Here is a 13,994-nt window from a genome sequence, read left to right on the forward strand (position 1 = left end):
GTATACCCTATTGATAGATTAATAGTAATTAGTCACTCAGTCCCTTACATGGATCTGCGCAACTATTCGTGTCAAAAGTGCGCAAAATAAAATGTAAAGTTACAAGCTGAAAAAATTGGTACGAACCAGCGTAACAGAAACGTTCGTTTTTGTTGCGTAATTTAATAGTAAAGGCTACTTTAAAATGGCGAAAAAGATTTGAAATTTAACATGAGTTTCATTAAAGGAAATACTTACTCATGCCATTTTTAAATATAGGCAGGGTCTTAGTCACTAGCTCTTCTGGTGAAATAGGTCTTCCATCCTTATTCCATGTGTATGCAGCTCCGTATATACTCCAACTTAGCATAGTAGATAGGGTTGTTACCAATTGTTTATCCTCTAATTCAATGGTATTTTTAGTTCCTTTTAGCACAAGATCAGCTATTAGCTTCTGTAACTCTTCTTTAATTTTACTTTCTATAATAGTTCCTAAAGAATTATAACCTTTAGGACATAGGTCGCTTAACTCTTTATGGTGATCACACATGGCTAGAAAAATATTTGCAATGACTTTTTCATTGAATCCCTCGTGATCATTTAGTCTTTTTTTCAATTTGTCTGTAAAAGTATTGGTGATTGTAGAATGTAATAAATCAAATTTATCGTCAAAGTGCGCATAAAATGTAGCGCGGTTAATAGTAGCCTTTTCTGTGATATCACGTACCGTTATATTGTTGAAATCTTTTTCACTAGCTAACGAAAGAAAAGAGTCTACAATCAATTGTCTTGTACGAAGTATTCTCGGATCTTTTTTTGGCATAATCAATTTTTTCTTCTCCTTTTTAGGGTACATAATGGTGTTTAAAAACCCACAATACTATAGAAGTGTTGTGTAAACAACATATTAGCCATTTTGGTGGTTGTTAATAGTTCTTTTTCATCTTATCATCAATTATACAACGAGCGTTGCTTAAATAACACATGTTTTTGTGGAAGAGTTTTGATCAAGCAAATAGTTGTGATCATTCAGAATCATACTCAAAAGATTGAAAAGGCGATTGGTTCTTAATAAATAAAGCAGTACCTATCGTAACAAATGAGCTCTATAAAAAAATATTTAGCTAAGAAGTTATGGAGGGAATTATATTATGAAAAATATTGTAATTGTTGGGGCAGGACCAGGATTAGGAATGTCTATTGCGAAGAAGTTCGGAAAAAACGGATTTCGTGTAGCACTTATAGCCCGTAATGAAGAAAAGTTGAACCAACTAGTTAGTGAACTAGAACAATTAGGCATTGAAGCAGCATCATTTCAAGCAGATATATTAAATAAAGCCCAAATTAGTTTAGCTTTCGCAGCGATCAAGGAGAAATACGGATTTATTGATGTGGTTGAATACAGTCCAACTCCAAGTATCGATACAGTAGCAACCGCATTAGATGTAACAGAAGAAAATGCGCTATACCAATTTCAATTCAACGTTTTAGGTGCGATATCGAGTATTCGAGAAGTGCTTCCGGATATGCTGGATAAACAAAGCGGAGCTTTGTTATTTACGACGGGTGGTGCCGCAATCGATCCAGTACCAATGATGGGCAATGTCGGAATAGCTGTTTCTGGTCTTCGTAATTATATCATCAATTTGAACAGCGAATTAAAGGACAAGGGTATTTATGCCGGGCATGTTTCGATTGGAATCTGGATGCAGCCGAATTCGAGAGTTCAAGACAAAATCGCCGACATTTGGTATGACATGTACACCAAAAGAGATCGAGTCGAAGAATTTATTACGGAAGATAAAGTGTGAATCGGAGGATTTTATTCAGGACACTATACACAAGGAGGTAGAAGACCATGAACATCACTATTTTTGGGGCAACTGGTGCAATCGGTCAACTTCTAACGCGGTTTGCATTAGAAAACGGAGATTTCGTTACGGTATATGTTAGAAACCCTGAGAAAATCAAGCTAAAGCATTCCAATTTACGCATTGTAACGGGGGAACTATCGAACACTTCAGCCATTGAAACGGCAGTTTCAGAAGCAGATGTCGTGTTAAGCACCTTAGGCCCCGGGGTTGATATGTCGCGAAAACTAAAAGGCACACCGATCGCCGACGGACATAACCGGATTGTCAAAGCGATGAAGAAGTTCACCAAAAAAAGGTTGATTACACTCGCGACGCCAGCCTTGCAATCTGACGACGATAAGAAAAGCTTATCGACGATATTGCCGAGAATATTGCCTAAACTTTTAATGCCAAATGGTTATGCCGAAATGAAGAAGATAGGAGAAATTATTAAACAATCGAACCTGGATTGGACAGTCGTTCGAATCATTAATCCTAATGTCAAATACAAAGGGCAATCTTATGATTATTCATTCGGCGATCAGCCAGCTAAAATGTCCGTCTCTAGGGAAAATGTGGCTAAACTCATGTATGCCGCCGCTCGGCAAAGCCAATTAATCGGAAAAATGCCCATTGTCTATAATAATTAAATCAGCTTTAAAGGGAGCATTCAAAATGAAAATTGAGATATGGTCGGATTTGGTGTTTAAAAACAACAATACAATATAAGTGTTGTGTAAACAACATATAAGTCATTTTGGTGGTTGTTAATAGATAAACAACACTAGTCGTTTAAATAACACATATTTTTGTGTGAGGGTGTTGATTCAGCAAAAATTGTAGGGATCATTTAGAATCATACCGAAAATATTGTTCAGATGAAACGTGTAAATTCTTTTAATGAGTATTCAAAAAATGTTTGGGAATAAATCATAAAGGAGACAATTATCATGTCAAAAATTGTTAAAGGAACACCTCAAAGTGAGGAGCAATCAAGAAGTACGCAAGTTGCAAGAGCATTTATCAATGAATATAAGGAAGTAAATCCAACGGATGAAATAATTGAGGTGGATGTCTATTATGCAAATGTGCCATTAATTGATGCTGATTTCTTAACTGGACAAAAGAAGTTAAGAAGTGGGGAAGCGCTAACAGATGTTGAAGCACAGAAAGTAGAAGCAGTTAATGCATTCACAAAGCAATTTATGGAAGTAGATAAATACATCATTCAGTCTTCAATGTGGAATTTAGGAATCCAACCGTTATTAAAAGCCTATTTTGATACAATCATGAGTGCTGGAAAAACGTTTAAATATACACCAGAAGGTCCAGAAGGATTGATGAAAGGGAAAAAAGCAATCCATATTCATGGAATGGGAGGGTTTTATTCGCAGGCAATTGGAATGGAGCATTCCGATTCTTACGTGAAAGGTGCGCTAAAGTTTGTTGGGATTGAAGTGGTTCCAACGATTTTTGTTGAAGGTATTGACTATGATCCAACTAAAGAAGAAGAAATTGTTGCTGCAGCAATTGAAAAGGCAAAAGCGGTAGCACGAACTTTTTAAAAAAGAGCATTGGTGGAATAGTTAAAAAGATTTTATTAACATAATCCCCTCACAGTAGACTAGTACAAAAAGAACGTTAAATTGTACTTAATAATGGAGGGGATTTTTCTATAGAATCAAGAGGACAAAAATTTAAAAACCTATTCTTGCTAAGTAATATCAAATTACGTTATACAATTAAAACTGTCAAGCGTAATAGGGAATAGATAAAACACAATCATCAAAATAATAAAGGGGGAACATATGATGAAAGTAGAAATTTGGTCTGATTTTGTTTGCCCGTTTTGTTATATTGGCAAACGTCAATTTGAAATAGGGTTAGAACAGTTTAAACATAAAGAAGAGGTAGAAGTCTTATTTCGTAATTTTCAATTAGATCCATATGCGAAAAAAAAACAGGAATGGATATCCATCAAGTATCATCTTCCAAGCATGGTATCCCATATGAAAAAGCAAAAGCACTGAACAATCAATTGAAACAGAAAGCAAAAGAGGTTGGGTTAGATTATCAATTTGATACAATGATTCCTACGAATTCATATGATGCACTTCGTCTTTCTTATTATGCAAAAGAGAAAGGGAAGATACAGGAGTTTATGGAGCGTATTATGAAAGCTCATTTCACGGATTCACTAGATATCGGTGACCATGCAACACTTGCTCAACTTACAAGTGAGATAGGTCTTGATGGCAACGAAGCTTTGGATGTTTTAGCAAATGATAAATATAGCGAGAATATTGCAGCTGATAGAGCCGAGGGATCAAAAATTGGGATTCAGGGCGTGCCCTTTTACGTAGTGAATGATAAATATGTCATCTCAGGAGCACAACCTAGCCAAGTATTTTTAGAAACATTACAACGGGTTTGGAAAGAAGAGTACGCGAATGCTAAGGTTGAAGAGCATAAATTAGAGCCGTCGCTCGATGATTATTGTTCAGATGGAACATGTGAATTTTAATGAATATTCAAAAAAAGATACAGAAATCTCAAAAGAATAATTAGAGAGCTGAGCCCTCTTGGATTTTTCTATATAACAACTTCATGGGGGATGGAGATTCAAATAATGAAACAGAAGTTTTAACTAAAAAGAATACAAGAAAGAATGTTCCTAAGTAACAAAGACGCTGAACTCAGCCTAAAAATTAGAGGAGTGATTTATTTGGCACGCCAAACGGGCAAAAGCGGAGAAATCGGTCACACAGGATTTACGGATGCCAATGTACCTGACCAGTCGGGCAAATGCATCATCGTCACCGGGGCCAATACTGGAATTGGCTTCGAAGTGTCGCAAGTGCTGGCAGCGCGGGGTGCGCGGGTGCTGCTGGCCTGCCGCAACCAAGCGAAGGCGAAAGCCGCCATGGATCGGATTCGGAGGAAGATCCCCGGAGCTGACCTCGCTTTCCTGCCGCTCGACCTGGCGGATCTGGCGAGTGTGCGGAGCGCAGCCGAATTGGCCGCCAAGGAGCCGCGCATCGATGTATTGATCAACAATGCCGGCGTGCAGGGTTCGAAGCTGAGGCACACTGTGCAAGGCTTCGAGCTGACGTTCGGCGTCAATCACCTTGGCTGCTTCGCGTTCACCGCGCTGTTGCTGCCCAAGCTCATGGAAACGCCTGGGTCGCGCATCGTCGTCACGAGCAGCGGTCAACACAAAGACGCGAAGATCGAATGGGAAGACCTTAACGCAGAAAAGAGCTACAAATGGCTCCCGCGCTATAGCGCCAGCAAGCTCGCGAATTTGCTCTTCGTCTTCGAGCTGGACCGGCGGCTGCGGGCGGCGGGAGCGCCAGTAACAGTCGTGGCCTGCCACCCGGGCCTTGTGGGAACGGACCTCGGACGCGATAGCATGGCTGGCAAAGTACTGATGCCGTTGATCGGCCAGTTCTTTGCCACGCCGGCCATGGGTGCCTGGGGCGCGTTGCACGCAGCCACCGGGAAGATAAAGCCAAGCGGCTATTACGGGCCGTCAGGATTACGCGAGTTGCGGGGACCTTCCCGCGAATGCTCCTGCTCCGAGCAGGCGCGAGATCCGAAGCTTGCCAAGCGACTGTGGGATGTATCCGTCGACATGACAGGGATCGACCCCGGCTTGCCTCCCGTAATTTGAAACTGCACTTTTGTTTATAACAAGAGAAAGGGTGTAGTGAACAAGATGTCTCCATTGACCGTTGTGTGCGCGGTGAAAACCATCCCTACATCATCAAGTGTCTTGGAGGACTACTCATGTGATCAGAAGCCGAGTTCCCATTTTTTTCGTTCCTGCAGCCCATTATTTCTTGCTTTAAGTGATAAAGCAAGGCAGGAAATTATCATATTGCTTTCTGAAAAGGGACGTTTAACCGTCAATGAAATTGCTGAACAATCGAAGCTGTCTCGTCCAGCCATTTCCCAACATCTTAAGGTTCTTCGCGACAGCAACCTGTATTCATCGAGCAAAATGGAACCCAACGGATTAACTCCTTGCATATAGATGACCCGTATTAGAAATTGGAAATATTGGTTTAACTCTCTGTCAACTGCAACTTTGCCAACATATTATTAGAACCGTGGTTTTTTTGCAAAATACGTTCGTATGATTAAATTAATAAAAATATAGAGGGTTATTAAATGAATACTACACTTTTTGGCACATGTTATGTGCCAAAAGTACGTAGAGAGTCAGCCCTTGTATCGGCAGGAGCAGCAGCTTGCTCGCTTAGGTCTTCCTCTCTCACGACAGACTCTTGCCAATTGGATGATCTATGGAGCTGAAAAGTGGCTGTCTCACCTTGTAGAGAGGATGCGTGTACACCTGTTACGTCAGGATGTCCTTTATGCGGATGAAACCACGCTACAAGTCCTTCGTGAACCAGGGAAAGCTCCACAAACACAGTCCTATATGTGGCTGTATCGAACGGGACGAATGGGTCCACCCATTGTCTTATTTGACTATAAACAGACTCGTGGCGGTGAGCATCCCCGTGATTATCTACAAGGCTTTCATGGGTATCTCCACGTGGATGGCTATGCGGGATACCACAAGGTAGCCAATACGACACTTGTTGGGTGTTGGGCACATGCTCGCCGAAAGTTTGACGAAGCACTAAAAGTCCTACCTTCAACGGAAGAGCGGAAAGGTACAGTTGCGCAGCAGGGACTGCAATACTGTAACCAGTTGTTTGTCGTTGAAAGGGACATTAAGGAAAAAACCACAGAAGAGCGGTATGCCATCCGAAAAGAGCGGAGCAAGCCCATTTTGGATGCTTATTTGGTATGGCTTTGTCAGCAAAGAGCCCGTACCCTACCTAAAAGCGCAGTTGGTCAAGCCATTGCCTACAGCTTAAATCAGTGGGAGAAACTGACTTCCTTTCTAGAAGACGGACGTCTGGAGATGGATAACAACCGAAGTGAAAGGTCCATAAAACCCTTTGTCATTGGAAGAAAAAACTGGTTGTTTGCAAATTCACCTCGCGGTGCAAAAGCCAGTGCAATCATCTATAGCTTACTTGAGACAGCGAAAGAGAACCAACTAAATCCCTTCCAATATCTGAACTATCTGTTTGAACAAATACCCCAATTATCTGATGTGACGAAGGGAGAAGAGTTGGACCGTTTCCTTCCATGGTCGACGTCATTACCAGATGTTTGTCGCATCACGAAATCCTAGTCCTAGAAGAAATAGCCCTCACCATTTTTTCTTGGCGGGGCTAATTTGCGCTTACGTTAAAGTCAATTTAGAAGATGCTTTACGGCTTAGCCGAGAACTGACTAACGCGGGAATATCACGTTACTACATTCAACCACTAGACAATCACGTACAATTTGTTTTCCCAAATGTTTCAGACTCCAATCTCGTAACACTTAGACACATCTTCGGTACAGATCAAGAACCTTACCAAACGTAGTAGGTAGGCTTTTCCCACGTCCCTTTCATACTATTGGGACGTGGGTTCCCAATTGACTCAAGAAATATTTTGTTAAGTAAAAATTATCCATGATTATTTTCATTCAAGGTGTTATGCTTGAAAGATCATTTTAGCTTGAAAGGATGATTTTCTAATGAGTAAAGACACTGCTCTGCTCATCGTAGATGTTCAAGCATTCATGATCGAGCATCCTCCCTATCAAGGCAATGCGATTGTTGAACGAATTGAGAAATTAATAAATCGCTCCCGTGATTTAGATATCCCAGTCATTTATATTCAGCATTGCGGAAAAGAAGGTAGCCCATTTGAAATTGGTGCGCCAACCTGGCATATACATCCTGCAATTACTCCCCGGGAAAATGATCCCGTCATTCAAAAATTCGCTAGTGATTCATTTCTCGATACGCAATTACAGAATGAACTTGAGTCTAGAGAAATCAATCATCTCGTAATTGTCGGATTACAAACTGAATATTGTATTGACACAACAAGCAGACGTGCCATTTCATTAGGCTATGATGTAACACTGATTAATGATTGTCATTCAACATTTGATGGTTCTGTATTAAAAGCCGAACAAATCATAGCTCATCATAATTCAGTTCTTAACGGTTTTGGTACCGCTAAAAACCGTATTACAGTAAAAAGTTCAGACGAAATTTTCATTTGATTTACAGTGCCCTTGTATCAAGCAAGGGCACTTATTTCTTTTTCTCTTATGTTAAGCGACCTGAAGTAGCTCTTTATTTTCATAGATGTTCCCAATGACCTCACAACGGTATCCAGCGACCTTTTTATACTGGTTGCTTACTGTTGTTTCATCTGTTTCTTCTGAGTAACAAAGAGGCTTTTTCATGCACACCCCTTGGCTGGCTGTAATGACTACTGCACCTATGTGATAGCCGTCAAATGATATTTGATCATCGTAACTACCAGTAACCGCATGATAGGTTTGCTTTAGTATATCCCCCTCGTAAATCTCCTTGCCGTTCTTATCTTGGAGTCCGGTGTACTGCATGATCCCATCTTGTGTAAGATGCTGACAAATCGGCAGATACTCTTCAAACGCCAGAGAATCACCGTCAATCATTTCCTTGCTTTCAAAATCCCATTTACGAAACTTGATTTGTCGCATACGGATCGGAGGGAGCAGCCGCGTGCCAGGTGCCAGGCTTCAGCTCATGGCCGCGCCGGTGGCGCTCCTGGTGTGCGCCTGGCTGCTAGTAATTCCGGAAGCAGGGAAAAGGACGGCTAGCACAGGTGAATGCAAAGTACGGTCGAGATTCAGGTGTGAGTTTTTATAGTCATATCTCCGATCAATATGATCCTTTTTATGTCCAAGTTATCAGTTCCTCTGAAGAAGCACCACATATTATTGACGGTTTGCTTTATCATGAAACAGATTTACAGATTGAGGAGCATTATACAGATGCAGCGGGCTTTGTAGATCATGTTTTTGCCATGTGTCATATGCTAGGATTTCGGTTTTCCCCTCGAATTAAAACAGTGAAGAATAACAATCTTTATACATTTAATCGATCCTTACAAACACCGTTAAATTTTATGATTGGTGGAACCATCCAAGTCAAAAAGATCAAGGAACATTGGGACGATTTATTACGATTAACAAGTTCTGTCCGGATCGGAACTGTCACAGCTTCTCTTATATTAAAGAAGCTTGCTTCTTACCCTCGTCAAAATGGACTATCAGTGGCTTTACGTGAAATGGGACGTATTGAAAGGAGCCTATACACACTGAAATGGATCCAAAGTCCTGAACACCGGAGACGAGTACAAATAGGACTAAACAAAGGAGAAGCGAAACATGCGTTGGCCCGTGCTGTATTCTTTAATCAGTTAGGCGAGGTACGAGACCGCTCGTATGAAGATCAGTTACATCGAGCAAGTGGCCTTCAACTTATTGTTTCAGCTATTGTATCTTGGAACACGGTATACATTGAACGAGCAATCGAAATGTTACGTTCAAAAGGTATGGAGATTCCAGAGGCATACTTGCAGCACATATCCCCGTTGGGCTGGGAGCATATTACGCTAACGGGAGATTATGTGTGGAACCTAAAACAGGATGGAACTGTTAATCAATTAAGACCACTACGGGTCAAAAAGTAAGAGAATGAACAAAAGCCGGTTCCTTAACCTTAACGTACAGGGAATCGGCTAAAATGTGTCTAAATTGTGTCTAAACGTACAGTTTTTCACTTTTGGTGACGTGACCCCTAATATAAAGAATGACACAAGGGAAGTACATGGCTTCTCCTGTGTCATTTTCTTCTTTGTTTGGGTTATATTCAATCTTTTTATTGAATGGTTAATTAGGAACACAGAATCCTGTTGGTGGAACTATTAAAGTTGTATAGTAAATAGTATAACCATTATTGTTCCAGTTACAAAGCTCGTTTACACCATACAAAGCTGTAAGAACAGCTGCTACTACTGTAGGGATACCAAACTCGGGAGTTTTCGTATATGCAAACTTTTAGCCGGTCCTGGTGGAGGCGAGGAAAGCGTCCATATCGATCACCGGAATGAGAGCACCACGATGCTCCAGCACGGTAGGGAACAGCTCGCGCTGCCACTCTTCCTCATTGCTTTGCAGCTGATTGTCCGGGGCTGAAGCCGTATCCTCCACCTGGTCGACGAGCAGGGCGATCTTCGCCCGGCTAAGCAAAATCATTTTGTCCTCGGAAGAATCGCTGGACGCGGGCAACTGCAGTTTTTTTCGTAAATTAAGGATCGTAAATACGCTGCCACGGATGGTAACCACCCCTTCATGCCACGCCTCGGAAAAGGGGAGCGGTGTTCCTTTTTTGGCATTCATGATTTCTTCCACTTCCAGAAAGTTTAAAGCGAACTTTTTGTCCGCCAGACTGCACACAATAAATTCAGACATAGTCATTCTCCTTACATATTTAGATAATCCACGACATGTTGTTGTGAAGAGACGGGTACAACGGGTTAGCTATTGCGTTTTGACACATGGAACTATAAAGTTGATGATGCGGTAAAATGGCTTCAGTTAATCACAGAATATCACAAACTAGCAGTTAAATCTTGCAAAAGACCAATTCACATGGTCAAAAGACTGCGTTTATTGTCCCTTTATGTCAGATACTAAGGGCTAGGCTGTGTCCGGGTGGCACTACATTTTAAGATAAGTGGGTTGAGGTGGAATGGATTATGAAAAGCAGCGGTTATGTATCGAGGCAGCCAGATTATATTATCTGAACGACTACAGCCAGCAGGATATCGCGGTCAGACTCGGAGTTTCGCGTCCTACAGTATCCCGGTTGCTTCAGGCTGCCAAGGAGCAGGGATACGTGCGGATCAGCATTGTCGATCCAATGGAGGATATGGATGCGCTCGGAGAGCAGGTCAAGAAGAAATACGGGCTGGATACCGTGCTGGTTAGCTACTCGCCGTTAAATGAATACCAGGAGATCAAGAAGCATATCAGCAAGAAGGCAGCCGATTATTTGTATGAAACGGTGCAAGATGCGGATATTATTGGTGTGACATGGGGAACGACAATGCATGCAGTCGCACTTCATCTTCAGCAAAAGCAGGTTAAAGGCGTTGAGGTGGTTCAGCTCAAAGGTGGCGTGAGCCATTCGCATGTCAACACATATGCCGTCGAGACGGTGAATCTGTTCGCGGAAGCTTTTCACACCATTGCACGATATTTGCCGCTTCCTGTGATTTTTGATAGTCAGGCCGTTAAGAAAATGGTTGAACAGGATCGGCACATCCAGCGGATCATTGAGCTCGGCAAGCAGGCGAACATTGCGGTATTTACGGTGGGGACCGTCAAGGAGGATGCGCTGTTGTTCAGACTGGGATATTTTAACCAGGAGGAACAGAAGCTGCTGCAAAAAATCGGTAAGGGCGACATATGCTCACGCTTTTTTGATGATGAGGGCAACATATGCAGCGAGGAAATCAACAGCCGTACCGTCGGGATTGATCTGCCGGATTTGCGCAAGAAGGAAAAGGCTATTCTCGTGGCAGGCGGACAGCGCAAAGTGGAGGCGATCCGGGCATCATTGCGCGGCAAGTACGCCAATATTCTGGTAACGGATCAATTTACGGCACAAGCACTTTTACAGTAATAAACATCGGGTCCAGCGTATGGTTGTGGCGATGGGAGGCACCATCCGACCGTGCAGTGGCGCACCAGGTGACCGTGTTACGCATATCTTTGAACATAATTTCAGAATGTGTTTTACATATGTTCAAAGTCGTGCTATGATGATCTCGTTACAAGGAATCAAGGACATTTGTCTTCATCTTATTTTTTAAATGAAGGAGCTTTTAGATATGAACATTGCAGCATTAATCGACCACACATTGTTGCGTGCAGAAGCGACAAAGGACGAAATTACGAAATTGGCCGCTGAAGCCAAGAAATACCAGTTTGCTTCTGTATGTGTGAATCCTGCATGGGTAGCTTATGCCGCAGAGCAGCTCGCTGGTACGGGCGTAGCCGTTTGCACGGTTATCGGTTTCCCGCTGGGAGCAAGCACGACGGCAACGAAAGCCTTTGAAACAAAGGATGCTATTGCTAACGGTGCGACTGAGGTGGACATGGTGATTAACATCGGCGCCCTGAAGACACGTGATGTACAGCTCGCTGAGCAGGATATCCGTGCGGTTGTCGAAGCTGCAGCCGGTAAACTGGTAAAAGTGATTATTGAAACCAGTCTGCTGACTGACGAAGAGAAGGTGCTGGCATGTGAGCTGTCCGTCAAAGCCGGAGCGAATTTTGTTAAAACCTCGACAGGCTTCTCTACTGGCGGTGCGACTGTGGAAGACGTGGCTTTGATGCGCAAAACGGTAGGACCTGAAATCGGGGTTAAAGCTTCTGGCGGCGTTCGCAGTCTGGAAGACGTACAAAAATTAGTCACAGCAGGCGCAAGCCGGATTGGCGCAAGCTCTGGTGTAAAAATCATCGAGGGCGGGCAGTCTACATCTTCCTACTAAGTTCATTTTTGAGGTCATGGAGGGATTCGCATGAAGGATCAATTGATTCAGGAAGCGCTTGAGGCGCGCAAGCAGGCATATAGTCCGTATTCGAATTTTCAAGTCGGTGCTGCGGTTCTTGGAAGCGACGGCACGATTTACCGCGGATGCAATGTAGAAAATGCCTCCTACGGTTTGTGCAATTGTGCAGAACGGACAGCGATTTTCAAAATGGTATCCGAAGGCTGCCGTAAAATTGATGCGATTGCGGTTGTAGCAGACACAGAAGGGCCTGTATCTCCATGCGGAGCCTGTCGTCAGGTCATATCCGAATTTGCTCATTCAGATACCAAAATATATCTGACAAACCTTCATGGCAACACGGAAGAGTGGACGATGGAAAAACTGCTGCCGGGTGCTTTTCGCCCCGCGGATTTGGGGAAATAAAAAAAGAATGCCTCTTTAATGGCGCGTTCTTTTTATAGCTGATGTAAGCGCTCAATGTAATGAGGGGGATAATAAAATGAAATATATCATCGCTTTGGTCGGGCTGCTCGTTGTATTTGCACTAACTTACATTGCCAGCAGCGACAAGCGTAAAATCAGGTATCGCCCGCTGGTGGTTATGGTTGTATTGCAGGCGGTACTTGCTTTTATATTGCTGCATACAGAGATTGGCGAGTTTCTGGTCAGGGGGTTCGCAGAAGCGTTCGGCAGCCTGCTGAAATATGCGGGTGAAGGGATCAATTTTGTGTTTGGCGGGATTGCAAATGAGGGGGCGGCACCTTTCTTTATCAATGTATTGCTGCCAATCGTGTTCATTTCCGCGCTGATTGGGATTCTACAATATATTAAAGTCCTGCCGTTCATCATCAAATATATCGGTATTATCTTGAGCAAAGTAAACGGAATGGGTAAACTGGAATCCTACAACGCTGTAGCTTCAGCTATCCTTGGTCAATCCGAGGTGTTTATTTCCGTCAAGAAGCAAATTGGCCTTCTGCCAAAACATCGGCTGTATACGTTGTGCGCATCTGCGATGTCCACTGTTTCCATGTCGATCGTGGGGGCTTACATGCAGATGCTAAACCCCAAATATGTCGTTACCGCATTGGTGCTGAACCTGTTCGGCGGCTTTATTATCGCTTCCATTATTAATCCGTACAAGATTGAAAAGGAAGACGATTTGCTGGAGGTTCAAGAGGAAGAAAAGCAGTCCTTTTTCGAAATGCTCGGCGAGTACATTATGGACGGCTTCAAAGTCGCCATAACTGTAGCAGCGATGCTGATTGGATTTGTGGCGCTGATTGCCATGGTTAATGGTATTTTCACCTGGGTGTTTGGAATCAGCTTTCAGGCGCTGCTTGGTTATGTCTTTGCACCGTTCGCTTTTGTCATGGGGATTCCATGGAGCGAAGCGGTTCAGGCGGGCAGCATTATGGCTACCAAGCTTGTATCCAACGAATTTGTGGCCATGCTGGACCTGACCAAGCAAACAGGCTTGTCTGAGCGCACGATTGGGATCGTATCCGTATTCCTTGTATCCTTTGCCAACTTCTCATCCATCGGTATCATTTCCGGGGCTGTGAAGGGTCTGCATGAAAAGCAGGGAAATGTGGTGGCCCGCTTTGGTTTGAAGCTGTTGTACGGGGCGACGCTGGTTAGCGTGCTGTCGGCAACGATTGCAGGGTTGTTTTTGTAAAAAAACAGCAAG

The 13,994-nt window shown here is 43.0% G+C and carries 12 protein-coding genes and 4 pseudogenes; 13 read left to right on the top strand and 3 right to left on the bottom strand.

From position 1 onward, the window contains the following. Positions 1-220: 220 nt before the first annotated feature. Positions 221-802, bottom strand: coding sequence for a TetR/AcrR family transcriptional regulator (locus JO375_RS12885; RefSeq protein ID WP_229524956.1), 582 nt, complete (start codon positions 800-802; stop codon positions 221-223). Positions 803-1,130: 328 nt separating this feature from the next. Between JO375_RS12885 and JO375_RS12890 the strand changes: the two genes are divergently transcribed. From JO375_RS12890 to JO375_RS12925, 8 genes and pseudogenes are all read left to right on the top strand, one after another. Continuing rightward, positions 1,131-1,790 (top strand): SDR family NAD(P)-dependent oxidoreductase, encoded by a 660-nt coding sequence (locus JO375_RS12890; RefSeq protein WP_229524853.1) that lies wholly within the window; start codon positions 1,131-1,133, stop codon positions 1,788-1,790. Positions 1,791-1,837: 47 nt separating this feature from the next. Next, complete coding sequence (locus tag JO375_RS12895; RefSeq protein WP_229524854.1) at positions 1,838-2,482, top strand: NAD(P)-dependent oxidoreductase; 645 nt, start codon at positions 1,838-1,840, stop codon at positions 2,480-2,482. A 300-nt stretch (positions 2,483-2,782) separates the two neighbouring features. Further along, positions 2,783-3,397: an FMN-dependent NADH-azoreductase gene (locus JO375_RS12900; protein ID WP_229524855.1), complete on the top strand. Its 615-nt coding sequence runs from the start codon at positions 2,783-2,785 to the stop codon at positions 3,395-3,397. A 246-nt stretch (positions 3,398-3,643) separates the two neighbouring features. Beyond that, positions 3,644-4,356 (top strand): annotated as a pseudogene (locus JO375_RS12905) (DsbA family oxidoreductase). Between the two features lie 201 nt (positions 4,357-4,557). Next, positions 4,558-5,505: an oxidoreductase gene (locus tag JO375_RS12910; RefSeq protein ID WP_229524856.1), complete on the top strand. Its 948-nt coding sequence runs from the start codon at positions 4,558-4,560 to the stop codon at positions 5,503-5,505. 102 nt (positions 5,506-5,607) lie between these two features. Then, positions 5,608-5,882, top strand: a pseudogene (locus JO375_RS12915) (ArsR/SmtB family transcription factor). A 139-nt stretch (positions 5,883-6,021) separates the two neighbouring features. After that, positions 6,022-7,044: pseudogene (tnpC, locus tag JO375_RS12920) on the top strand (IS66 family transposase); the annotation flags it as partial. A 392-nt stretch (positions 7,045-7,436) separates the two neighbouring features. Beyond that, entirely contained in the window at positions 7,437-7,973 is a 537-nt protein-coding gene (locus tag JO375_RS12925; protein WP_229524857.1) for a cysteine hydrolase family protein, read from the top strand. A gap of 51 nt (positions 7,974-8,024) precedes the next feature. On the opposite strand, the gene JO375_RS12930 is transcribed toward JO375_RS12925, so the two are convergent. Then, complete coding sequence (locus JO375_RS12930; RefSeq protein WP_229524858.1) at positions 8,025-8,438, bottom strand: YopX family protein; 414 nt, start codon at positions 8,436-8,438, stop codon at positions 8,025-8,027. A gap of 113 nt (positions 8,439-8,551) precedes the next feature. Between JO375_RS12930 and JO375_RS12935 the strand changes: the two are divergent. Then, positions 8,552-9,433, top strand: a pseudogene (locus tag JO375_RS12935) (Tn3 family transposase); the annotation flags it as partial. 367 nt (positions 9,434-9,800) lie between these two features. On the opposite strand, the gene JO375_RS12940 reads toward JO375_RS12935, so the two are convergent. Next, positions 9,801-10,214, bottom strand: coding sequence for a chemotaxis protein CheW (locus JO375_RS12940; RefSeq protein WP_229524859.1), 414 nt, complete (start codon positions 10,212-10,214; stop codon positions 9,801-9,803). Positions 10,215-10,494: 280 nt separating this feature from the next. Here JO375_RS12940 and JO375_RS12945 point away from each other — a divergent pair, with 280 nt between their 5' ends. The 4 genes from JO375_RS12945 (at position 10,495) to JO375_RS12960 (ending at position 13,982) form a co-directional block, all read left to right on the top strand. After that, positions 10,495-11,430: a sugar-binding transcriptional regulator gene (locus tag JO375_RS12945; protein ID WP_229524860.1), complete on the top strand. Its 936-nt coding sequence runs from the start codon at positions 10,495-10,497 to the stop codon at positions 11,428-11,430. A gap of 208 nt (positions 11,431-11,638) precedes the next feature. After that, on the top strand, positions 11,639-12,301 hold the full coding sequence (gene deoC / locus JO375_RS12950; protein ID WP_229524957.1) for a deoxyribose-phosphate aldolase: 663 nt from the start codon (positions 11,639-11,641) through the stop codon (positions 12,299-12,301). 30 nt (positions 12,302-12,331) lie between these two features. Next, on the top strand, positions 12,332-12,727 hold the full coding sequence (locus JO375_RS12955) for a cytidine deaminase (protein WP_229524861.1): 396 nt from the start codon (positions 12,332-12,334) through the stop codon (positions 12,725-12,727). Between the two features lie 76 nt (positions 12,728-12,803). Then, positions 12,804-13,982: a NupC/NupG family nucleoside CNT transporter gene (locus JO375_RS12960; RefSeq protein ID WP_229524862.1), complete on the top strand. Its 1,179-nt coding sequence runs from the start codon at positions 12,804-12,806 to the stop codon at positions 13,980-13,982. The last annotated feature ends 12 nt before the right edge of the window (positions 13,983-13,994 follow it).

The sequence above is a fragment of the Paenibacillus farraposensis genome (assembly GCF_020736845.1).
GTDB classification, from domain to species: Bacteria; Bacillota; Bacilli; order Paenibacillales; family Paenibacillaceae; genus Paenibacillus; species Paenibacillus farraposensis.

Coding starts and splice junctions, on each gene's coding strand:
- JO375_RS12885 (WP_229524956.1), bottom strand. CDS start 802: ATGCCAAAAAAAGATCCGAGAATACTTCGTACAAGACAATTGATTGTA.
- JO375_RS12890 (WP_229524853.1), top strand. CDS start 1,131: ATGAAAAATATTGTAATTGTTGGGGCAGGACCAGGATTAGGAATGTCT.
- JO375_RS12895 (WP_229524854.1), top strand. CDS start 1,838: ATGAACATCACTATTTTTGGGGCAACTGGTGCAATCGGTCAACTTCTA.
- JO375_RS12900 (WP_229524855.1), top strand. CDS start 2,783: ATGTCAAAAATTGTTAAAGGAACACCTCAAAGTGAGGAGCAATCAAGA.
- JO375_RS12925 (WP_229524857.1), top strand. CDS start 7,437: ATGAGTAAAGACACTGCTCTGCTCATCGTAGATGTTCAAGCATTCATG.
- JO375_RS12930 (WP_229524858.1), bottom strand. CDS start 8,438: ATGCGACAAATCAAGTTTCGTAAATGGGATTTTGAAAGCAAGGAAATG.
- JO375_RS12940 (WP_229524859.1), bottom strand. CDS start 10,214: ATGTCTGAATTTATTGTGTGCAGTCTGGCGGACAAAAAGTTCGCTTTA.
- JO375_RS12945 (WP_229524860.1), top strand. CDS start 10,495: ATGGATTATGAAAAGCAGCGGTTATGTATCGAGGCAGCCAGATTATAT.
- deoC (WP_229524957.1), top strand. CDS start 11,639: ATGAACATTGCAGCATTAATCGACCACACATTGTTGCGTGCAGAAGCG.
- JO375_RS12955 (WP_229524861.1), top strand. CDS start 12,332: ATGAAGGATCAATTGATTCAGGAAGCGCTTGAGGCGCGCAAGCAGGCA.
- JO375_RS12960 (WP_229524862.1), top strand. CDS start 12,804: ATGAAATATATCATCGCTTTGGTCGGGCTGCTCGTTGTATTTGCACTA.